Genomic DNA, 21,680 nt, shown 5'->3' on the forward strand with positions numbered 1-21,680 from the left:
GCGGCCCAATTGCGAAAAGCGGACACCGATCGTCGCGGCTGGCGTCGGTCGTCCAGCCGGATCGATTTTGCACCACCGATGTGCGCGCTTCCGCACTCAACAACTGACGCCGGCGGACCCATTTCGAGGGTCTCGGAGGCAGATGCTGTCCCGACACCACGACAGGAGAAGTCATGGGAAAGCTTGGCGGTAAGGTTGCAGTCATCACGGGTGGATCGAGCGGCTTGGCGCTGGCGAGCGCCAAGCGGTTCGTTGAAGAAGGCGCCTATGTTTTCATCACGGGCCGGAGGCAGGAGGCGCTGGACGAGGCCGTCAAGCTGATCGGCCGGAACGTGACCGGCGTGCGCGGCGACGCGTCCAATCTCGACGACCTCGACCGCCTGTTCGATACAGTCAAGCGGGAAAAGGGCAAGATCGACGTCCTGTACGCGAGCGCCGGCACGGGCGAAGCCGTCCCACTGGGCGAGATTACCGAGCAGCATTTCGATGCGACCTTCGGCCTGAATACGCGTGGCACGCTGTTTACGGTTCAGAAGGCGTTGCCGCTGTTCAACGATGGCGGATCGATCTTCATGACCGGGTCAGTTGCTTCGATCAAAGGTTTTCCTGGTTACAGCGTGTATGCGGCGAGCAAGGCGGCGCTGCACGCATTCGCGCGCGGGTGGCTCAACGAGCTGAAGGGCAGGAATATTCGGGTGAACGTGCTGCACCCGGGGCCGATCGCCACACCGATGCAGGACCAAGTTCTCACCGAGGAGGCGAAGCAGATGTTCGAATCCCTGATCCCGCGGGGAAAGATGGGTCGTCCTGAGGAAATTGCGGCGGTCGCGCTGTTTCTTGCTTCAGACGATTCGAGCTTCGTGAATGGGGTGGAGTTGTCTGTCGACGGCGGCTTCTCGGCTATCTGAAATCGCGCCGGATCGCGGGAAGCGGCTGATCGGCGGGAACTAGCGTGTCCATGGTTCACGGCGAGACGTCTACGCAAAGGTCGCCACACAGCAGAACGGATAACCCAGCGCCGTTGAAGGCCGGGGAATCAATACCAACACGGATCGGAGAAGTATTATGAGCTACGCAATTGTAGGATTCGGTAAGGTAGGCCAGGCCCTCGCCCACGCCTTTGCCCGTAAAAACATCAAGGTGACCGTCGCGAGCCGCCGTCCGCCCGAGGCGTTGGCGCCGCAAGCTCGGGCGATCGGACCCACGGTCGTCGCCAAGTCGCTGCGGGATGCGCTTGAGGCCGACACAATCATCTTGGCGGTCCCGTTCGGGGAGCATCGCGAGGTTGCGAAGGCCCTGCCGAGCTGGGAAGGCAAGACAGTCATCGACGCGACGAACATGTTTCCAGTCCCTGAAGAGCTGGACGGCCTCCCGTCCTCCGCCGTCATCGCGAAAGCGTTCACCGGCGCCAAGCTCGTGAAAGGTTTCAATCACCTGATTGCGGCCACCCTGGCTACCGATCCGCTCGTCGAGGGCGGTCACCGGGTCGTCTTTCTGACGAGCGACGACGAGGACGCGATCGCTCCCGTGGCGACCTTGGCCAAACAACTCGGGTTCGCACCCGTCAAGCTGGGAAAGCTCAACGAGGGTGGCGCGCTGGTGCACGCACGCGGCCGCACTTGGGGCCAGCTCATCTTCCAGGATTTGTTCAAGAAGGAGCAGTAATCGATCTACGACCGTGCGATCGGCGCCGAGAACTGGTCGCGCGCGCCAATTTCTTCGAGCAGCGCGCGACCGAATATTTGAACGCCACAAAGTCGCGAAGGTTGGGCTGGGCCTGACGGCGTATGGGCCGGTTAGCCTCGGCAAGATCGCGGAAGGCGGTCAGCTAGTGCAGGCGCGGGACAAGAGCTGGGCGCCATTGATCTTCCAGGACCTGTTCAAAAAGGACAAATGAACCATGTACGACCATGTAATCTGGCCGGAGCGGTATGACCCCAGAACGTCGGCCATCTATGCGCTGAACGACATCGACGTTAAGGCGCCGCCTGAAGTGGTCTGGAAGCTGCTCGTCGATGCCGAGAATTGGCTGAGCTACTTTCCTGCCGAAGACCAGGTCAAGATCCTGACAGGTGAGGCGGAACTGGCGCTCGGAACCACGTACAGTCGAGTCACCGTCGGATTCCCGATGAGCCTTGTCGTGACCGAGTTCGAGCCCTTGCGCCGGCTCGCTTGGGCGACGACAGTCGACGGCGATGAGACCGGCTCGAGCGCATATCACGGCTGGGTTATCACGCCGACTAACGATGGCTGCCATGTCCTGACCGAGGAGACGCAACAGGGAGCCTGGTTTCTGGACCTTCTCGGGCACAAGCATCCCGGCGCGCTCTACCGCTATCACCAGGAGTGGGTCGAAAGCCTCGCCCGCGCAGCGGAGGCTGAAGCAGCAAAGAAAGCGAGCTGACGCCCCTGTCCTGGCGCTATCCACGCTTCCCAACGCTGCCTTCGTCCGGATGTTGCCCGTACTCGACGGGCGACAATCTGCGCTTCCAGCCTGGATCAGTGGATCGATCGCCTTGTTCACCTATAATTTGGAGATGAAATAACATGAATATCGAACTGAAGGGCCGCAAGGCGATCGTTACGGGGTCAACGGCAGGCATCGGCCGTGCTACCGCGGAGGGACTAGCCCGTGCCGGCGCATCGGTCGTCATCAACGGCCGTGGATACGTCCGGATTGACGAGGCGGTACGGCAGATGCGACAGGCCTTTCCCGGAAGCGACATCTCGGGTATCGCCGCCGATCTTGCGACAACGGAGGGTGCCGAAGCCTTGATCGCGCAGGCGCCGGACGCCGATATCCTTGTGAACAACGTGGGCACGGCTCACATCCGGGGCTACAGTGGCGTCGAGGACATCGCGAAGATCCCGGACGAGGACTGGCTTGGTCTCTTCCAGTTGAATGTAATGAGTGGCGTGCGCGTGACCCGTCATTATCTGCCGCGGATGGTGGCGAAAGGCTGGGGCCGCGTCGTGTTTGTAAGTAGCGAGTCCGCAGTCAACATCCCCAAGGAAATGCTTGACTACGGCATGACTAAGACAGCTCAACTCGCGGTCTCGCGCGGGCTTGCCGAGGCGGTCGCGGGCACGGGCGTCACCGTCAACGCCGTCCTGCCGGGACCCACCCGCTCTGAGATCCTGGGCGACTTCATGGCGAAGCGGGCTGACGCAAACGGGATCACGCTTCAGGAAGCCGAGCAGGGCTTCCTGAAGGCGATGCGTCCGACCACCCTCATCCAACGCTTCGCGACCACCGACGAGGTAGCCAACATGATCATCTACGCATGCTCGGAGCAGGCTTCGGCGACAACCGGCGCGGCTTTACGGGTGGATGGCGGCGTGGTCCGTTTCGTCGCGTAGCAGGACGCCAAAATTGTTCCGCTCGCCGACTTAGGTCCGCCGTCGGCCAAGCTGCTGAAGAACGGCACGCCGAAGGTCTACAAGGATCTGCCGCACGGCAGCCCACGCCCCACGCAGACATCATCAAGGCGGACCTGCTGGCCTTCTTTAAGGCCTGATGCCGCGGTTGCCGACTTCAACGTTCGCCGCGGATTTTGTGCCAGCATCTGCGGGCAAGCGGCATTGGCTGGTACAGCACGACGGTCGGCGTCATGCAGCTCGTCGCCAGCCTCATTGCGGGAGCACTCTGGAACTACGGGGCCACGAGAGCGTATTCAGCTATGGCGCCCTTTTCGCTGTGCTCGGCGGCCTTGTGCTCGTCTCGTTGGTCTCGACCGGGCTTAGACCCTGATACAAATCCCCGGAACATGAGGTCTATTGTCCGAGGATTTTTATCGGCGCTCCAATCCCAATCCGAAGCATGTGCCGTGAACGGCGCGGTGTATCGATCCCCTTGAACATCTCGACACACAATCGCAAGGTCTATCGCCGATCTGCAAAACTGCTGCTCGTTCTTGCAGAATCGCCCGCGAACTATCGCCCACTATCGGGGACCAACAATTTCCGAATGTATCCGACAGTACTCCAATCTACTCCACTCCCACTCGATCGTTCGGCCCTGTGCTAACTAGTTGAATTTTCTGAAGAAAATATTTTTCCGTCCAAATACTACCGGCCTAGGACCCGTCAGGATCCTACCGTTCTGATTTAGTTGGCGAAATTTTGGCCAACCCCACGAGCGATCTATCGACTACTATCGGCTCTCGGCCCGCCTTTCCAGGCCTGACATTCGAAACGTGAGCACACCCAAAAGTACCGTCAGGTTCCCGACCAACGATAGCTACGCGACCAGGCAAAGCCGCAGCGGCATCAAACATCCTTCAACCACGGAGGATAAACATGACCAAGAAGCCAGATCGCGTTCGCATCCTGATGATACCGTATCAGGATTACGACGACAAAGACCCGGTGGGATATTCTGGTCCCGCCACCGTGCTGACCGGGCTACCACGAAACATCCGACGGAATGAGCTCCGGCTCATCGTACCGCTCGCCGACAGCACGATCTATGAAATGGAAAAACGCGAGGAATTCCCTCGCCGCTTCAATCTCACGCCGCGATGCATCGTGTGGGACCTGGAGGAGGTCGAAGCGTGGCTGGAGCAGCGCCGCCAGACCTGTCTTGAGGGCCGAGCGAAGATCGCGCCCGGGCCGGATGTCCATCAGCGCAAAGCCCGGCCGGTCAAACAGACTGATAGGTCATCGGACTAACACTGAAGCCATCGCATCCCATGGATGCGATGGCTTATCGTTGCAGACCGTTGGCATCGTCAGTTGGTGCGAAGGCTTCCATTTCCGCCGCCTCAGCGGCTATCGTCGCGAGTTGCAGTTGGGCGTCCATCTTCTTCAGCCGCGGTCGGGCCCATTCGATGAAAGCATGAAAGGCAGACGCTTCCTCGGAGACGGGGTCAGCGGGAAGCGTCGTCAGAAACGTCCGTAGTCGATCACGCGGCTCTGCCTGCGCGAGCTTGCGATCGAGATATTCTACCCGCTGTTCTTCGAGCTTGGCCAGCCGCGCCTGCTCGGCACACCGCTGGCGGGCAATCTCCACGAGCCGTGCCCGCTCGTGAGTGAAGCGGAACACGCTTGTTCGTTCAGATCGCGGCGAGCGCGATCTTTCGCAAATCGTCGGCGTAGAGTTCCGGCGTTTCCCAGGCCGGAAAATGCCCGCCACGCGGAAAGACGGTGTAGCTCCGCACATTGTAGAGCCGCTCCGCCCGCTCGCGCGGCGCGAGCGTCAGATCATGTGGCCACATAGCGACGGCGGTGGGGACATGCACGAAGTCATCTGCCCGCAGCGGCGGCCGCAGCCGGGCGGCGTCGTAATAGTAGCGGACAGACGACCCGATCGTGTTGGTCATCCAGTAGATCGTCAGAGTGTCAGTCAAGGCTTCGAGTGGCCAGACAGAGAGGATGTCGCCATCGCAGTCCGTCCAGGCCCGGAATTTCTCGACAATCCACGAGGCGAGGCCAACAGGACTGTCGGCAAGCCCAAAGGCGAGAGTTTGTGGCCTCGAGCTCTGGATCGCCTGATAGCCCCCTTCCTCCCGGCTCCACAGTTGGAGGCGCTCGTCATAGTCGATCTCGGCTTTCGACAGGGGCGACGCATCTTCTGGAATCGGCTTCAGCGCGACCGCCGAGACATGCAGAGCCAGCAAACGCGCCGCATGCCGAAGGGCTATCCGGGTGGCAAGGCCGGAGCCGATGTCAGTCCCGGCCACGACGAACCGCCCATAGCCTAGCATCGTCATTAGCTTCGGATAAAGGTCACTGGGCTCCGCCTCGTAGGGCCCGGTTGGCCTGTCCGAGTAGCCGAAGCCGGGCATGGTGGGGATCACGACATCGAATGCCGGCGTTCCCTGGGTAAGCAGCGGCGCTATACGCTGAAACTCCACGAAGCTGGACGGCCACCCGTTCATCAGCAGTAGCGGGATAGATCCACTTTGTCCGCTGCGAAAATGCAGAAAGTGTATGCCATGGCCGTCGACCGTCGTCCAGAAATGGGGAAGCTGGTTAAGCCGGTCTCGCCGCTGCGCCCAGTCATAGCCGTCACGCCAGAAATCGATGAACTGGTTGAGGACGCCGCGCTCGGTTCCCATGGTCCAGTCGTCAGTTACCGCGTCGGCCCAACGCGTCCGTGCGAGGCGGCTACGAAGGTCAGCGGTCTGGTCCGCATCATAGGGAATCTGGAAGGGAGTGATCATGATCGATTCCTTGGCTGTAGTGCAGCAGAAGACCGGCCGACCGGTCTAATTCGAATTGACCTCCGATGTGCGCTTCAGCCTATTAGCATGGCTCGAACGTCGGGGCGGTGCTATTGCCGACTATGTGTTTCCGAGCCGCATTGACCATGCGAACCACATGGCACCCGACAGCACGCCCGACTCATCGGGTGACGACAGCCATCGGATGACTTGCTTCCAGTGGTGTTGCGGATCTGCCGGTGAGGGCTGATGTCGGTGATTCAGCCGATATCGACGTTCATGGCGAAGTCCCAGGTGCCAGCGCCGTTTTTGGCGAGGCCAATCATCATCAAACCGAGCGCCTCCAGCGTCTGGGCCATGTGCAAGCCGCCCACGTCGAGCGGACGCAGCCCGAGACTTTCGAGGAACGTCGAGACGCGCGCTTTCGCCTCCGCATCGTCGGCTGCGATGAACGCGTCGAGGCGTCCACCCTTCGCAAGCACGTGACCAAAGATCGTGTTGAACGCCTTCACAACATGCGCGCCGGCGGGGAGGCCCTTTGCGGTCTCCTGCGCGCCAGAGCTGCCGTGGGGCGTGACGAGGCCCGAGAGGTCGGGGGCAACCGGGTTGGCGATGTCGACGATCACCTTGCCATCGAGCGCTTTCCCAAAGTCGGCCACCGCCGCCGCTGCACCGCTGTACGGCACGGCGAGGATGACGATGTCGCCCGCGGGGGCGGCTCCGTATGTCCCAGTGGTCGCTCCGGCTCCAAGTTGGTCGGCGAGCGCCCGCGCCTTGGCGGGGTCGCGGCCGACCACCTCGACAGTGTGTCCAGCCTTGGCGACACGGCCGGCAATCGCCGTGGCCATAGTTCCAGAGCCAATGATGCTGATAATGCTCATGTGCAGTCTCCTATTGAGATGGGGTTATTGCTGGTGGTCTCTAGACGGGGGATCCCGTTTATTGGTTTGACGAATTACGGGATCGCGATACGGCCCGCCGGGAAGTAATGGCCGTTGTCGAGGTCCTCGATCAGGCCCGGCTGAACTGGATCCCAGCCGAGAGTCTGGCGGGTGATGGCGTTGGACGCCGGAAGGTTCAGCGTGACCAAATTCGCGAGAAAGCCGAAGAAGCCAGGCAACATCAGTACGTCCGCAGGGATGGGCACGGCGGGTACGCCCATACGGCTGCCAATGGCCTCAGCGATCTCGCGGAACCGGATGCCGTCGCGCTCAATCCCGTGCCAATATTTGCCAGCCGGCCCCTTCTCCAGCGCCAGGCGGAACAGGGAGGCCAAGTCGCGGGCATGCACAGCCGGCCAGAGGTTCGCGCCGTCTCCGGGGTAACCGATAACGCCCTTCTCCTTCGCGAGACCGATCAGCAGCTGGAGGAAGCCGGCATCGGTCGTGCTGTGCGCGATGGGAGGAATTCGGACGACCGAAGACCGCACGCCCCGTCCCGCTAAGCCGATCACGGCGAGTTCCACGGCGTTACGAACCCGCAGGGTGCCCTTGTATGCATCGCCGCCGGGAAGAGCCGGATCTTCCTCGGTGGCTGGCCGGCCCAGGTTTTCCCACCCCGGCGAGCCGATGCTCCCCGAGACGACGAGCGGCTTTCCGGTCCCCGCCAGCGCCTCGCCGTAGGCGAGCATGATTTGGAGTTCCGCGGCGGCCACGGCGTCGATCCCGCCAGAGGGCAGCAGGTCTTGCCGGTGCGCGACGTGGATGACGCCGTCGGACTCCGCCGCCGCGGCCTTGAGCCCGTCGAGGTCGGTGATATCCCCGCGACGTGCCTTGGCGCCGAGCGCCGACACCGCAGTCGCGGATGTGTCCGACCGGGCCAGGCCAATGACCTCATGTCCGGCCGCGATGAGCTCGGGGATGATATACGAACCGATATGGCCGGTCCCGCCAGTAACTAAAACGCGCATACTGCTGCTCCTTGGGTAATGTGATGCGAGACGTGGTGCCATGGGCTCAGCCGAGGAGGCTGACGCGGATTGAGAAGTTGGTGTGTTTGATGGAGTGGGTCATGAGGCCCAGCCACAGCATGCAGGCGTGCTCTAACGTCCGCGCCATAATCAGCCGCCCGGTATCCATCGGACGTAGTCCGAGGCTGTCGATGAACGCCGAGACGCGCGCCTTCGCCTGAGAGTCGTCCCCGGCGATGAACACGTCCAATGGATGGCCCCCGATTGGACCGGCAGCCAGGACCTGGGCGTTCTGGGTGTTGAACGCCTTGACGATAGTGGCATTGGCAGGAGCAACCTTGGCGATCTCCTGCGCGCCGAAACTGTCTTCAGGAGTCAAGAAAACCCTGAAGTCGGATTTGATGGGGTTGGTGATGTCGACGAGGAGCTTGCCTGCCAGCTTCTCGCCGTACTGCTTCACCACGTCGAGAACGGCCGAAAAAGGCACCGCCAGGATGACGATGTCCCCGACCGGAGCGGCGCCAAACGTTCCGGTCGTCGCGCCGGCTCCAACCTGCTCGGCCAGCGCCCGCGCCTTGGCGGCGTCGCGACTCATCACCTCGACGCTGTGTCCGGCTTTGGCGGCAAGGCCGCCGATCGCTGCGGCCATACCGCCTGAGCCGATGATGCTGATAGTGCTCATGTTCATTTTCCTCGCGGGGCGGGCAGCGCCTTTGTTGCCATTTGTGCAGACGCACTCTATTTAGTGGTTCACCGATCCGCCTAACAATCGGATCACCGATCCACATATACGGATCACCGATCCGGTTATCAAGGCATCTCATGCGAGCCGACGCAAAAAAAAATTACAACCATATCCTCGCGGTCGCGCGTGACGTCGTCACCGAGCACGGTATCAATGCGTCCATGCGCGATATCGCCCGCCGGGCCGACGTCGGGTTGGCCACGCTGCTGCGTCATTTCCCGACGCGAGAAGCCTTGTTCGAAGCGTTGCTGTGTACGAATCTGGACGCACTGACTCAGAGGGCAGATGAACTCGAAACGTCGAACTCACCTGACGAAGCGCTCATCTCCTGGTTCCAGGAATGGTTGGTGTTCGCCCAAAGCTATAGGGGCGTCGTCGCCATGATGGCCGCCGCCCACACGAACCCGGACTCCGCTCTTTATGCTTCATGCGCTGCGGTGCACTCGGCGAGCGCGCGACTGCTGCTCCGTGCACAAGCCGAAGGCGCGGCGCGGCCCGACATGAATGGGGATGACCTGTTCGCCCTGATGACGGCTCTCGGCTGGGCGGTCGACCAACCCTCATTCGCGCCGCGGGCCGATCATCTCTTTCGCATCATTACGGGCGCCATTCTGGCGAACCCGTCGACCGGATCGGCTTCTGCTGCGCTCGACCGTCAAAACTGAGTATCCATCATACTGCTGACGAGAGGCGGAGCACTTCATCCTTTGCTTCCAGGCGTCACCTCGGCCGCACGCATCGGATCGAGCACGATCCGATGCGTGCATCGTGTCCCTGCCGGTGGGGACGTCATGTTCATCAGTCGAACTTGACCAGGTCCTTGAAGATCAGCCGGCCCCAGCTGTTTCCGCGCGCCTGCACGAGCAGTCCGCCTTCCGAAAGCCCGCCTAGCTTGATCGGCGCGAAGCCGAGATTTTCCGCGAGCGTACCAATCTGCACTGCAGCGCCTTCATCATCGCTCGCGAGGAATATGACTCTCCTGCCACCCTTTACGGCCGGATCCTGGTCAAGGACCGCGGCGACCAAATGGTTGAAGCCCTTGACCAGTCTTCCACCAGAGAACGCCTGCGCAATGAACTTGGAAGAAGGCTGTCCGCCCAGTTGCTCAGGGGGCACGCCATAGGCATTGGTCACATCGACGATGGTCTTCCCCTGCCAGGTGGGAAGTGCCTTCGCGACGTCCGGGTGCGAGTCGAAACGCACGGCCAAAAAGATGATGTCTGCCTTGACCGCTTCCGCCAGCTTTTTGGGAACGATCGTAGGCCCGATCGCGGCCGCATCGGATGCAAAGCTTTCCGGGTCGCGCGTGGTTGCGACGGATACTTCGATGCCCTTGCGGGCAAATGCCTTGGCTAGGGCCTTGCCGATATTGCCGAAGCCGACAATTGCGTAGCTCATATTTATTCTCCTTTATTTTCCCACGCCGGTCGGGCTCCGAGTATCGAACGGAACCCGTCCAGGTGTAGCGCGTCAGAGTTGCGCTAGGCCGCCGTCAACGGCTACCTCGCTGGCGGTCATGAAGCTGCTGTCCGATGAGGCGAGGAAGGCAGCAGCCGCCCCGAGCTCCGTCGGATTGCCCATGCGCTGGAATGCAGTCATCGAGCCGTAGGCCTTCAGGCCCTCCTCGCCCAACGCTTCGGTCGCGAGTTCGGTCGCTATCGCCCCGGGCGACAGCACGTTTACGCGGATGCCGGTGCCCTTCAGATCCTCCGCCCAGGTCCGCGCGAGGTTGCGCACTGCCGCCTTGCTCGCGCTGTAGGCAGTGAATGCCGGGGCGCCCGTGGTGCCTGCGCTCGATCCGGTCAGGATGATCGAGCCGCCTTCGCCCATCAGCGGCAGCGCCTTCTGGATGGTGAAGATCGTACCCTTCACATTGACGTCGAAGGTTTCGTCGATGTGCTCGGCGGTGATCTCGCCGAGCTTAAGCTGGCTTCCTACCCCGGCGTTCGCAAAGACGATGTCGAGGGTTCCACGCTCGGTCTTCACCGCCGCGTAAAGCTTGTCGAGATCGGCCTCATCGGAGACCGAGCCCTGCACCGCGCGGGCATTGGACCCGAGCTCGACGAGGGCGGCGTCGAGCGCATCCTGCCGACGGCCGAAGATGAAGACGAAAGCGCCCTCCTCGATGAAGCGCTTTGCAGCGGCGAGGCCGATGCCGGTGGCGCCTCCGGTGATGACGGCGGTCTTTCCATTCAATCTGGTCATATCGTGTATCCTTCGTTTCGCCATCTCGGGACTTTGGCTGTACGGGAGGTCTTTCCGAGAGGCTCAACATGGCCCTGCCGAAGTCAGCCAGGCAGTGAGCAATCGCACACATCGGTGGTGCGAAAACGATCCATACCGATAACCAGACGCCGCGATGTTCGCGCAAAATCCGACTCTGTATGTTAGAGTGAGCTTCGGAAGCCTCACTGCGCGGCGCGGGAATGCACCATGATCGACTGGGATGACGTTCGCTACTTTCTCGCCGCCGCGCAAGGAGGCTCAGTGCGGGCCGCCGCCAAACGTCTCGGAGTGAACCACGCGACCGTGCTGCGACGCATCGCCCAGCTCGAGGACCGCCTCGGGGCGCAGATGTTCGAAAAGCTGCCTTCGGGCTACCGCTTAACAGCTGCGGGCGAGGAGGTCCTCGAGTTCGCGGACCAGATGCAAGCGTCGTCGCACCAGCTGGAAACGCGCGTCTTGGGGCGCGATCAAAGCGTGCGCGGGCTTCTGCGGGTGACGCTGCCGGCGCCCCTCGCAGCACACCTGCTAATGCCGAACTTCGCGGATTTCGTACGCCTGCATCCGGACATCGAGATGGAAATCCTGTCGTCCGGCGAGCTGGCAAATCTGACCAACCGAGAGGCCGACGTGGCGATCCGTGTCGTCTATGACCGCGAAGCCTTGCCGCTCAATCTTCACGGTCTGAAGGGACCGGAGCTGTACGGCGGCTTCTACATGTCCGGCGATCGACTGGCCGAGTGGCAGGCGGGCGGGCCGGATCCCAGGTGGATCGCCATAAGTGGTCATGGAGTACCGGACTGGACCCGCCAGGGAGAACTTCGCACGACTGGGACTCCGTTCCGGACTATGGATTTCGAAGCGCAGATCGCGGCGGTCCGGCAAGGTATAGGCATCACGACGCTCCCGTGTTTCGTCGGAGATGCCGATCCCTTATTGGAGAGGGTGCCAGGTACCAACCTACACCTGTATGGACCGATCTGGGTTCTCACTCAGGGGGAGACACGCAAGACGAAGCGCGTGCGGCTCTTCACCGAGTTCGTATCCCGCAGACTCGCCGCCTACGCCCCACTTTTAGCGGGGCTGTCCATATCGCGCGACTGACGCGCAGTAGATCGCGGCGACGCTTGCCGGGTCTTGCTCGTTTAGGGGAAGAATGGGGGTAAATGCGGGAACGTCGGCTTCTGTCGCAAACCGACGTGCAACGGTGCAAGCGGGAATGGCTGCAAAGTCCAAGCTGAAAACGTGAGTGTACCGCTTCTCAGGCCGCATGCGGAACGGCCGGTTTCGGGATCGCCGTGCACACTCCTGACCGACGACAACAACGGGGCTCGAAGCAGACCCGCCTTTGTGCACGCTATTCTACGCCAGAGCACTCCCGCCAATGGAAGCGGCTTTACACCATCCTGAAGCGGGCGCAGATCGATCCTGTAGGAAAGAAATGGAGTAGGCGAATTCAATGGAAGTGAAAGACGGATGGGAGCGGCAATTAAGCGGAGGCGAAAAGCACCGCCGAAACTACGCTATTGCCGCCGTTTTTATCCCTCACTCCCACTCGATTGTGCCGGGCGGCTTGCTGGTCACGTCGTAGACGACGCGGTTGATGCCGCGCACCTCGTTGATGATGCGGGTGGCGGCGGCGCCCAGGAACGCCATGTCGTAGTGGTAGAAATCCGCGGTCATGCCGTCGACCGAGGTGACGGCGCGCAGCGCGCAGACGAATTCATAGGTGCGGCCATCGCCCATCACGCCGACTGTCTGCACCGGCAGCAGCACAACGAAAGCCTGCCAGATGGCGTCGTAGAGGCCGGCCTTGCGGATCTCGTCGAGATAGATGGCGTCGGCCTCGCGCAGTATCTCCAGCTTTTCGCGAGAGATGCCGCCCGGGCAGCGGATGGCGAGACCGGGACCTGGAAACGGATGCCGGCCGATGAAGCTTTCGGGCAGGCCGAGCTCCTTGCCGAGCGCCCTCACCTCGTCCTTGAACAGTTCGCGCAGCGGCTCGACGAGCTGCATGTTCATGCGCTCGGGCAGGCCGCCGACATTGTGGTGCGACTTGATCGTCACCGAGGGGCCGCCGGTGAAGGAGACGCTTTCGATGACATCGGGATAGAGCGTGCCCTGCGCCAGGAAATCGGCGCCGCCGAGTTTCTCGGCCTCTTCCTCGAACACCTCGATGAACAGCCGGCCGATGGTCTTGCGCTTCTTTTCCGGGTCCGACTCGCCTTCGAGCGCGCCGATAAAACGGTCCGAAGCGTCGACAAGGATGAGCGGCAGATTGTAGTGCTGGCGAAACATCTCCACCACGCCAGCAGCCTCGTCCTTGCGCATCAGCCCGTGGTCGACGAGGATACAGGTAAGCTGATCGCCGACCGCCTCGTGGATCAGGAGTGCTGCGACCGAGGAATCGACGCCGCCCGAAAGCGCGCAGATGACCTTGCCCTTGCCGACCTGCTTACGGATCGTCTCGACCGCGTGCTCGCGGTAGGCGCGCATGGTCCAGTCGCCTTCGATGCCGGCGATCTTGTGGACGAAGTTTTGGAGCAGCCGGGCGCCGTCCGGCGTGTGCACCACTTCGGGGTGGAACATGATGCCGTACATCTTGCGCTCGATATTGCCGAAGATGGCGAAGGGCGAGCCTTCCGATTTTCCGAACACCTCGAAGCCCATGGGCAAGGAGATGACGCGGTCGCCGTGGCTCATCCACACCTGATGGCGCTGGCCGGGCGCCCACAGGCCCTCGAACAGCGGGCTGTCCTTCTGGATCTCGACGAAGGCGCGACCGAATTCGCGATGGTCGGAGCTTTCGGCGACGCCGCCCATCTGCACGCACATGGCCATCTGGCCATAGCAGATGCCGAGCACCGGCACACCGGCATCGAAGACGATCTGCGGCGCGCGCGGGCTGCCGATGTCGCCGGTCGAGGCCGGGCCGCCGGACAGGATCACCGCCTTCGGCTTGATGCGCTTGAACGCCGCTTCGGCCGACTGGAACGGCACGATCTCGGAAAACACGCCGGCCTCGCGGATGCGCCTGGCGATGAGCTGCGTAAACTGGCTGCCGAAATCGACAATCAGGACGGTGTCGGGATGATTGGCTATCTTCATGGCGAGCGTTTAGAGAAAGAAACGAGTCGGCGCAATGGGCTGAGAGGCGGCTCTCAATCCGATTTCGCGTCCTCATGCGATGGTCCGAATTCCAGCGCGCCGGACCCGATCGCCTGTTCGAGCCGCATGACCGCATCCGCCAGCTTCTCGTCGATGACGTGGAGATACTCCTTCCAGTCGCCGACATGCCTGAGATCGGCCGCCCCGTCGGAAATGCCGCGCAGGCCGACGAGTGGCACGCCGAACAGTTGGCAGGCACGCAGGCAGGCGAAGGTCTCCATGTCGACCATGTCCTGCGCAATCGCATCGTAGGCGCTGCCGGAAATGATCGCCGCGCCGGTCGACAGCGTCGCCTGTCTTATATCAGGAATCCTGAACGGCAGCGGCACGGTCACCGGCAGGTCGAGAAACGGCGTCGCGCCCTTCTCGAAACCCAATGGCGAGGCGTCGATGTCGCGGTAGGCGACCGAAACGGCCTGATAGATTTCCGCCTGCTCCAGCGTCCGGCTGCCCGCCGAACCGAGCGACACGACGAGGTCCGGCAGCGCCTTTTCAGACTTCAGCCATGACAGTTCGGCACCCAGCCTGACGCCGGCCTCGACCGGCCCCACTCCTGTCATGACAGGCGTGAAAAGCCGCTGCAGATGCGGACCGTATTCGGCCTGCGCCGCCATCACGAAGAGGACGTCCCTACCCGCAATCCTGACAGCCTTGCGCATCGGATCAGCCTTCGATGCCATCGCGACCGACCACCGTCATCATCGTTCCGGTCATAGTGGCGATCAGCTTGGCCTCGCCGTCGACAGCGAAGGCATAGGCCTGGCCGTCGGCGACGATGATGGTGCGGCCGGGCTTTGTCACCGAGCCGCGGAACAGGAAGCGCTCGCCCCGGCCCGGCGCCAGCAGGTTGACCTTGAACTCGATGGTCAGCACGCCGGAGTTCTCCGGCATCAGCGAGAATGCCGCATAGCCGCAGGCCGAGTCCAGCGCCGTCGAAATGACGCCGGCATGGAGGAAGCCATGCTGCTGGGTCAGCGCCGTCGAATAGGGCATCTCGATCTCGATGATGCCGGGCGTCACCAGCGTCAGCTCGGCGCCGATGGTCATCATGGCGTTCTGCCGCGCGAAGGACGTCCTGACGCGATCCTCATAGTCGGGGGCGGGTACGATCTTTGCAGCCATGGCTTGTCGCGCTCCTGTCTGAAAAGCTTATTGCAGAGGCATGAGCGGCAGGCAATCGCTATTGCTGCACTGCAACAATCAAGTCCGCTGGCAAGGTTCAGCCGCCCTTGCGCAGCGCGCAGAAATAAAACCCATCGGTACCGCTCAGCGCCGGCGACAGCGAAATGCCGCCTGCGGCCCCGATACGCGCGGCCGCCTCGTGGCCCGGAAAGCGGCTGTCCCAGAGCTGGCGGTGATCGACTGGAATAAAGTCGCTGTTGCGATCCTGGAAGGCTACGACCTGTTCTCCATTCTCCTCGTCGAACACCGAGCAGGTGATATAGACCAGCAGCCCGCCCGGTTTGACGAAGGCGTTGGCCGCGTCGAGGATCGCCGATTGCTCGCCTTTGCGTGCATCGAGCTGTCTCTGCGTCAGCCGCCATTTGGCATCGGGCCGGCGCCGCCAGGTGCCGCTGCCGGTGCACGGTGCGTCGACCAGGACGATATCCATGTGGCCCGAGAGGGTGCTGAGCTCCGTCGGCTTGGTGACGATTTGCACGTTGCGGTTTTCCGAGCGGCGGATGCGGTCGAAGATCGGCGCCAGCCGCGCCTTTTCGGCATCATGGGCAAACACCTGGCCACGATTGTCCATCGCCGCCGAAAGTGCCAGCGTCTTGCCGCCGGCGCCGGCGCAAAAGTCGAGGACCTGCATCCCCGCCTCCGCGCCAGCCAGCGTGGCAGCGATCTGCGAGCCTTCGTCCTGAACCTCGAACCAGCCCTTCTGGAAGGCCGGTTCCGCCTGGACGTTCGGGTGCCTGCCGTCGCCTGCGATCGGCGGGATGCGGATGCCGTGCGGCGCGATCCGTGCAGGCTTGGCATCGGTCTCGGTCAGTTCGGCGAGCACCTTGCTGCGATCGGCCCGCAGCGTGTTGACCCTGAGGTCGAGCGGCGGACGCGTCGCAAGTGCAGCGCCTTCATCGACCCAGTTGGCGCCGAAGGCCCGTTCGAAAAGCGGTTCGCACCAGTCCGGAATGTCGGCGCGCACCGCGGGCGGCGCATCGGCAAGCCTGCTATGGGCGACCGCCTTCAGCTCGTCGGCATTGAGCAGCGGCGGCGCGAATTTGTCGCCGTCGAGCGCTTCGTTCAGCGACTGTGCGGTCTGGTTCCATTCGAGCAGCAGAGCACCGAAGCCGACGGCGCGCGGCGTGTCCTCGCCCAGCAAAAAGCCGGCCGAGCGCCTCCGACGCAGCGCGTCATAGACGATGTTGCCGATCGCAGCGCGGTCGCCGCCGCCGGCGAAGCGATGCGACAGGCCCCAGTCCTTCAGCGCATCGGCCACCGGCCGGTGCCGTCGGCCGATATCCTCCAGCACTTCGATGGCCGCCGCCAGCCGTCCGCCCAGTCGCATCTTCTTATTCCGTTACCCAGCAAATTACTTCCGCCCTGCTCTAAAGCGCGCGACTGGCGCACACAAGCGGGGAGAGTCCCGGACACCAGATCGAGCGCAGATATGCTGGCACCCACAGCTCTAGCGCATGACCCCGAAAATCGGAATGGATTTTCGGCTGGGGATTATGCGCAAAATCAAAGTGCTACAGCGTCCTTTGCGCGTCCCAATGGACGCGCGGCGCTGTAGTCGGCGCAATGCTTGTGCTTCCAAACTTTTGAAGTTGCGATACTCTTTCGCTGCGTGATTCGCCAAGAACTGCAAGCGGATCGGCGGGAAATTACGAGGAGAGGGCAATGAAGACTTATCTGGCGGAAGTTCTAGGAACATTTCTACTGGTGTTCATCGGCACGGCCTCGGTGGTGACGGGCGGCTTCGGCGGCGCGCTGCCGCTCGGCCAGGAAGGCATCGGTCTTGCATTCGGCATCGGCCTGATTGCGGCTGCCTATGCGATCGGCCCGATCTCGGGCGCGCATCTCAACCCGGCGGTGACACTCGGCGTGTTCCTCGCAGGCCGAATGCAGGCCAAGGACGTCATCCCCTATTGGATCGCGCAGATCATCGGCGCCATCATCGCGTCGCTGGCGCTGTGGATCATCGTTTCCGGACAGGTCGGCGGACACACCGGCGGCTTCGGCGCTAATGGCTGGGATGCGACGAAATGGGGCGTCAGCTCGGCGTTCCTGTGGGAGCTGATCGGAACCTTCACCTTCGTGACGGTGATCCTCGGCGTCACCAGCGGCAGCCACACGACAGCCTTTGCCGGCCTCGTCATCGGCCTGACGCTGGCGGGGCTGCACTTCGCCATTATTCCGGTGACGGGCACGTCGCTCAATCCGGCCCGCTCGATCGGCCCGGCGCTGTTTTCGGGAAGTGCCGCGATCGGCCAACTCTGGCTGTTCATCGTCGCACCACTGATCGGCGGCGCCATCGCCGGCGTGGTCGCCAAGACCCGCATCTTCGAGAAAGACTGATTTTCGAAGCCTGAATATACGCAAAAAGCGCGGGCCACGGCCCGCGCTTTTTTGTTGCGTCCAGAAATCCTTGTGCCTGGATCAGGCAGCGAGGTCGAAGCGGTCGAGGTTCATCACCTTGGTCCAGGCCGCGACGAAATCCCTAACGAACTTCTGCCCGGCGTCCGCCGACCCGTAGACCTCGGCAAGCGCACGCAACTGCGCGTGCGAGCCGAAGATCAGATCTGCGCGGGTGCCGGTCCACTTGACTGCCTTGGTCTTGCGGTCGCGCGCTTCATAGACTTCATCGGAGCCGGCGGCCGGATCCCAGACCGTGTTCATGCCGAGCAGGTTGACGAAGAAATCGTTGGTCAACGTGCCCGGCCTGTCGGTGAACACCCCGTACTTCGACTTGCCGGTATTGGCGCCGAGCACCCGCAACCCGCCGACGAGCACCGTCATCTCCGGCGCCGTCAAGGTCAGCAGCTGCGCCCGATCGACCAGCATCGCTTCGACCGACATCGGCTGCTTGCCCCTGACATAATTGCGGAAGCCATCGACTTTTGGCTCGATCGCGACAAAGGACTGGACGTCCGTCTGCTCTTGCGAGGCGTCCATGCGGCCTGGCGTGAAAGGCACCTCCACGTCATGGCCGGCGTCCTTGGCTGCCTTCTCGACCGCGGCGACGCCGCCGAGAACGATCAGGTCGGCAAGCGAGACCTTCTTGTCGCCTGTCTGCCCGGCGTTGAACTCGCTCTGGACGCCTTCGAGCTGCGCAAGCACCTTCGACAGTTCGGTCGGCTGATTGACGTCCCAGTCCTTCTGCGGCGCCAGGCGGATGCGCGCGCCGTTGGCGCCGCCGCGCTTGTCGGAACCGCGGAACGTCGAGGCCGAGGCCCAGGCAATTGAGACCAGTTCGGAAACGGACAGGCCAGAGGTCAGTATCTTCGCCTTCAGCGAGGCGATGTCCTGCTCGCTGATCAGTTCGTGATCGACGGCCGGGATAGGGTCCTGCCAGATCAGCTCTTCCTTCGGCACGAGCGGGCCGAGATAGCGGACAAACGGACCCATGTCGCGATGGGTCAGCTTGAACCAGGCGCGGGCGAAGGCGTCGGCGAACTGATCCGGATTCTCATGGAAACGCCGCGAGATCTTCTCGTAAGCCGGGTCGACCCGCAGCGCGAGATCGGTGGTCAGCATCGCCGGCGCGCGGCGCTTCGACGGATCGTGCGCGTCCGGCACGGAGCCTGCACCGGCGCCGCCCTTCGGCGTCCACTGATGGGCGCCGGCCGGGCTCTTGGTCAGTTCCCATTCGTAATTGAACAGATTATCGAAGAAGTTGTTGCTCCATTTGGTCGGCGTCGTGGTCCAGGTCACTTCGAGGCCCGAGGTGATGGCGTCGCCGGCAATGCCGGTGGCGTGCTTGCTCGACCAGCCGAGGCCCTGCGCCTCGATGCCGGAGCCTTCCGGCTCAGCCCCCACCAGCGATGCATCACCGGCGCCGTGGGTCTTGCCGAAGGTGTGACCGCCGGCGATCAGCGCGACGGTTTCCTCGTCGTTCATGGCCATGCGGGCGAAGGTTTCACGGATGTCCCGTGCCGAGGCCAACGGATCGGGCGTGCCGTTCGGTCCTTCCGGGTTGACGTAGATCAGGCCCATTTGCACAGCGCCGAGATGGCCCCGAAGTTCGCGGTCGCCGGAATAGCGCTCGTCGCCGAGCCACTTGGTTTCCGACCCCCAATCCACGTCCTGCTCGGGCTCCCAGACATCGGCGCGTCCGCCGGCAAAGCCGAACGTCTTGAAGCCCATCGATTCCAGTGCGACGTTGCCGGTGAGGATCAACAGGTCGGCCCAGGAGATCTTCCTGCCGTACTTCTGCTTGACCGGCCACAGCAGTCGGCGTGCCTTGTCGAGATTGGCGTTGTCCGGCCAGCTGTTGAGCGGTGCGAAGCGCTGCTGGCCGGCGCCGGCGCCGCCACGGCCATCGCCGATGCGATAGGTGCCGGCGCTGTGCCAGGCCATGCGGATGAAGAGCGGGCCGTAATGGCCGAAATCGGCCGGCCACCAATCCTGCGAATCGGTCATCACCTCATGCAGGTCCTTGATCACCGCGTCGAGATCGAGGCTCTTGAATTCCTTGGCGTAGTCGAAGTCCTCGCCCATCGGGTCCGAGAGGCTCGACTGCTGGTGGAGAACGGCAAGGTCGAGCTGGTTTGGCCACCAGTCACGGTTGGACCTGCGGGCCGATCCATGCGCGACCGGGCATTTGCCAGCGCTGTTGTCGTCGGTTTTTGCGTCCATCGTTCTCTCCGATTTGTGGATTTTTCCGGATTTAGATTTTCCGGGATTTGTTGATTTTCCGGACGGGCCTTGAGCCACGCCATTCTGGAATGGTTCCAGACTAGGCCGCATTGCCGATAAAAACAAATTGCCTTTCCTGTTTGTTGCGATAGGTTTTCCTTATGATAGGTCTCACAGTCCGCCAGATGCAATATTTCGAGGCGCTGGCACAGACGCTGCATTTCGGCCGCGCCGCGAAGCTCGCCGGCGTCAGCCAGCCGGCGCTGTCTTCGCAGATCGCCGAGATGGAGCTGCGTCTCAACTGCCGGCTGTTCGAGCGCGGCGGTAAATCGGTTCGGATGACCGACGAGGCGCAGGCCATGCTGCCGCGCATCGAGCGTATTCTTGCCGATATCCGCGAGATCGAGACCACGGCCCGGCGCGGGCGTCCCGCCATGGAAGGGCGCTTCCGGCTCGGCATCATCCCGACGGTGGCGCCCTATCTCCTGCCGCATGTGCTGCCGGAGCTGAAACGGCATTTTCCGGCCTTGCAACTCGAATTGCGCGAAGCGGTGACCGCGTCGCTGGTCGAGGACACCGCTCTGGGAAAACTCGACGCCTTCATCGCCGCCCTTCCCCTCGATCAGCCCGGGCTGATCACCGAGGCGCTGTTCTCCGACCGGTTCTTCCTTGCCGTGCCGGCCGGCGATCCCGCTTTCGCCTCGCCGCCGGTTCCGCCGGAAAGCCCGGCGCTGGAAAGGCTGATGCTGCTGGAGGAAGGCCATTGCCTGCGCGAACAGGCGCTTGCCGTCTGCGGCAGCGTGCGGCCGGTGGCAATGGCAAGCTATGGCGCGACCAGCCTGACGACGTTGCTGCAGATGGTGGCACACGGGCTCGGCGTCACGCTCATCCCGGAAATGGCGGCAGGACCGGCCAGCACTATCCCCGATCTGAAGATCGTGCCATTCCAGGAACCGATGCCGCAGCGCACAATCTGCCTCGCCTGGCGGCGCAACAAAGTACGCCATGACGAGTGTGTGGAACTGGCGAAGATTATTCGCGGGTTGGATGCGGCGGTGCTGGCGGCCTGAGGCGAGGCGTACTGTAGTATCTGGCGGAAAGTCTGTTGCTCTATTGCTGCACCCGCTCGAGCCCGCCCGGCCTGAGAAACCTCAACTTCAATCAAATCCGCGTGAACTGTACCGAACGCCCGGAACCGCCGACGCGTATGCCGCATTGGTTTTATGGAGGAGTCTGCGTTCCAGAAGGGAGCAGTATCATGGCTTACCGTGATTACATCCATACACCAGTGACGCCACGCGACATCCGATGGGGACTCCAGCAGGGGGCCGTTGCGGGCATTGTCGCAGGCCTTGTCTTTGCGGCGTTCGAAATGACGGCGAGTGCGTTCATGATGGGGGCGGATGCGTTCTTCATGCCCCTGCGCATGATCGGCGCCATCGCGCTTGGACCGGAAGCTCTCGATCCCGGCTATTCACTCCTGACGGCCAGCATTGCCGGCGTGATCGTGCATATGATCCTGGCCATCATCTACGGTATCGTGTTCGGGGAGATTGCCTCAATGCTGCGAGGATCCGCCGCCTTCATTGGTCTCGGCAGCGTCTTTGGCCTCGCCTTGTGGCTCGTCAATTTCTATGTGATTGCGCCGATCGCATTTCCTTGGTTCCTG

Annotated in this window: 22 protein-coding genes and 1 pseudogene; 11 read left to right on the top strand and 12 right to left on the bottom strand. The window is 62.6% G+C overall.

Annotated elements, in window-relative coordinates; all coding sequences use genetic code 11:
• Nucleotides 1-173 precede the first annotated feature (173 nt).
• From EOB36_RS17155 to EOB36_RS17185, 6 genes and pseudogenes are all read left to right on the top strand, one after another.
• A complete protein-coding gene (locus EOB36_RS17155; protein WP_095483603.1) occupies nt 174-908 on the top strand; it encodes an SDR family oxidoreductase in 735 nt (244 codons plus the stop codon).
• A 127-nt stretch (nt 909-1,035) separates the two neighbouring features.
• Nucleotides 1,036-1,665: an NADPH-dependent F420 reductase gene (locus EOB36_RS17160; RefSeq protein ID WP_280953352.1), complete on the top strand. Its 630-nt coding sequence runs from the start codon at nt 1,036-1,038 to the stop codon at nt 1,663-1,665.
• 235 nt (nt 1,666-1,900) lie between these two features.
• A complete protein-coding gene (locus EOB36_RS17170; RefSeq protein ID WP_095483601.1) occupies nt 1,901-2,404 on the top strand; it encodes an SRPBCC domain-containing protein in 504 nt (167 codons plus the stop codon).
• Nucleotides 2,405-2,547: 143 nt separating this feature from the next.
• A complete protein-coding gene (locus tag EOB36_RS17175; RefSeq protein WP_095483600.1) occupies nt 2,548-3,360 on the top strand; it encodes an SDR family NAD(P)-dependent oxidoreductase in 813 nt (270 codons plus the stop codon).
• Nucleotides 3,361-3,363: 3 nt separating this feature from the next.
• Nucleotides 3,364-3,518, top strand: a pseudogene (locus EOB36_RS35195) (alpha/beta hydrolase); the annotation flags it as partial.
• A gap of 781 nt (nt 3,519-4,299) precedes the next feature.
• Nucleotides 4,300-4,671 (top strand): AlpA family phage regulatory protein, encoded by a 372-nt coding sequence (locus tag EOB36_RS17185; protein ID WP_095483599.1) that lies wholly within the window; start codon nt 4,300-4,302, stop codon nt 4,669-4,671.
• A 34-nt stretch (nt 4,672-4,705) separates the two neighbouring features.
• Here EOB36_RS17185 and EOB36_RS17190 read toward each other — a convergent pair whose 3' ends face one another.
• The 5 genes from EOB36_RS17190 to EOB36_RS17215 form a co-directional block, all read right to left on the bottom strand.
• Nucleotides 4,706-5,044: a hypothetical protein gene (locus tag EOB36_RS17190; RefSeq protein WP_095483598.1), complete on the bottom strand. Its 339-nt coding sequence runs from the start codon at nt 5,042-5,044 to the stop codon at nt 4,706-4,708.
• A 10-nt stretch (nt 5,045-5,054) separates the two neighbouring features.
• The gene (locus EOB36_RS17195) at nt 5,055-6,164 is read right to left on the bottom strand and encodes an epoxide hydrolase family protein (RefSeq protein ID WP_128285311.1); all 1,110 of its coding nucleotides are present in this window, start codon (nt 6,162-6,164) and stop codon (nt 5,055-5,057) included.
• 260 nt (nt 6,165-6,424) lie between these two features.
• A complete protein-coding gene (locus EOB36_RS17205) occupies nt 6,425-7,045 on the bottom strand; it encodes an NAD(P)-binding domain-containing protein (RefSeq protein WP_027152442.1) in 621 nt (206 codons plus the stop codon).
• A 74-nt stretch (nt 7,046-7,119) separates the two neighbouring features.
• Complete coding sequence (locus tag EOB36_RS17210; protein ID WP_095483596.1) at nt 7,120-8,073, bottom strand: SDR family oxidoreductase; 954 nt, start codon at nt 8,071-8,073, stop codon at nt 7,120-7,122.
• Nucleotides 8,074-8,119: 46 nt separating this feature from the next.
• Nucleotides 8,120-8,761, bottom strand: a complete 642-nt coding sequence (locus tag EOB36_RS17215) for an NADPH-dependent F420 reductase (RefSeq protein WP_348631804.1) — start codon at nt 8,759-8,761, stop codon at nt 8,120-8,122.
• 134 nt (nt 8,762-8,895) lie between these two features.
• On the opposite strand from EOB36_RS17215, the gene EOB36_RS17220 reads away from it, so the two are divergent.
• Complete coding sequence (locus tag EOB36_RS17220) at nt 8,896-9,483, top strand: TetR/AcrR family transcriptional regulator (protein ID WP_095483595.1); 588 nt, start codon at nt 8,896-8,898, stop codon at nt 9,481-9,483.
• A gap of 133 nt (nt 9,484-9,616) precedes the next feature.
• Here EOB36_RS17220 and EOB36_RS17225 read toward each other — a convergent pair whose 3' ends face one another.
• Nucleotides 9,617-10,216: an NADPH-dependent F420 reductase gene (locus tag EOB36_RS17225; RefSeq protein ID WP_095483594.1), complete on the bottom strand. Its 600-nt coding sequence runs from the start codon at nt 10,214-10,216 to the stop codon at nt 9,617-9,619.
• A gap of 72 nt (nt 10,217-10,288) precedes the next feature.
• Nucleotides 10,289-11,023, bottom strand: coding sequence for an SDR family oxidoreductase (locus EOB36_RS17230; RefSeq protein WP_095483593.1), 735 nt, complete (start codon nt 11,021-11,023; stop codon nt 10,289-10,291).
• A gap of 228 nt (nt 11,024-11,251) precedes the next feature.
• Between EOB36_RS17230 and EOB36_RS17235 the strand changes: the two genes are divergently transcribed.
• Nucleotides 11,252-12,145 carry a LysR family transcriptional regulator gene (locus EOB36_RS17235; protein ID WP_095483592.1) on the top strand — a complete coding sequence of 298 codons (894 nt, stop codon included), beginning with the start codon at nt 11,252-11,254 and terminating at the stop codon, nt 12,143-12,145.
• A 441-nt stretch (nt 12,146-12,586) separates the two neighbouring features.
• On the opposite strand, the gene guaA is transcribed toward EOB36_RS17235, so the two are convergent.
• The 4 genes from guaA to EOB36_RS17255 form a co-directional block, all read right to left on the bottom strand.
• Complete coding sequence (guaA, locus tag EOB36_RS17240) at nt 12,587-14,149, bottom strand: glutamine-hydrolyzing GMP synthase (protein ID WP_128285313.1); 1,563 nt, start codon at nt 14,147-14,149, stop codon at nt 12,587-12,589.
• 53 nt (nt 14,150-14,202) lie between these two features.
• Nucleotides 14,203-14,868: a 5'-methylthioadenosine/S-adenosylhomocysteine nucleosidase gene (locus tag EOB36_RS17245; RefSeq protein WP_095483986.1), complete on the bottom strand. Its 666-nt coding sequence runs from the start codon at nt 14,866-14,868 to the stop codon at nt 14,203-14,205.
• Nucleotides 14,869-14,872: 4 nt separating this feature from the next.
• Nucleotides 14,873-15,331: a PaaI family thioesterase gene (locus tag EOB36_RS17250; RefSeq protein ID WP_095483590.1), complete on the bottom strand. Its 459-nt coding sequence runs from the start codon at nt 15,329-15,331 to the stop codon at nt 14,873-14,875.
• A 97-nt stretch (nt 15,332-15,428) separates the two neighbouring features.
• Nucleotides 15,429-16,718, bottom strand: coding sequence for an RsmB/NOP family class I SAM-dependent RNA methyltransferase (locus EOB36_RS17255; protein ID WP_128285314.1), 1,290 nt, complete (start codon nt 16,716-16,718; stop codon nt 15,429-15,431).
• A 335-nt stretch (nt 16,719-17,053) separates the two neighbouring features.
• Between EOB36_RS17255 and EOB36_RS17260 the strand changes: the two genes are divergently transcribed.
• Entirely contained in the window at nt 17,054-17,731 is a 678-nt protein-coding gene (locus EOB36_RS17260; RefSeq protein WP_128285315.1) for an aquaporin, read from the top strand.
• Between the two features lie 81 nt (nt 17,732-17,812).
• On the opposite strand, the gene katG is transcribed toward EOB36_RS17260, so the two are convergent.
• Nucleotides 17,813-20,011: a catalase/peroxidase HPI gene (gene katG / locus EOB36_RS17265; protein WP_128285316.1), complete on the bottom strand. Its 2,199-nt coding sequence runs from the start codon at nt 20,009-20,011 to the stop codon at nt 17,813-17,815.
• Between the two features lie 161 nt (nt 20,012-20,172).
• Between katG and EOB36_RS17270 the strand changes: the two genes are divergently transcribed.
• Entirely contained in the window at nt 20,173-21,081 is a 909-nt protein-coding gene (locus tag EOB36_RS17270) for a hydrogen peroxide-inducible genes activator (protein ID WP_128285317.1), read from the top strand.
• 35 nt (nt 21,082-21,116) lie between these two features.
• On the top strand, nt 21,117-21,680 hold a 564-nt coding region (locus EOB36_RS17275), incomplete at its 3' end, for a hypothetical protein (RefSeq protein ID WP_245467825.1).

The sequence above is a fragment of the Mesorhizobium sp. M6A.T.Cr.TU.017.01.1.1 genome, assembly GCF_004023115.1.
Taxonomy (GTDB): Bacteria; Pseudomonadota; Alphaproteobacteria; order Rhizobiales; family Rhizobiaceae; genus Mesorhizobium; species Mesorhizobium mediterraneum.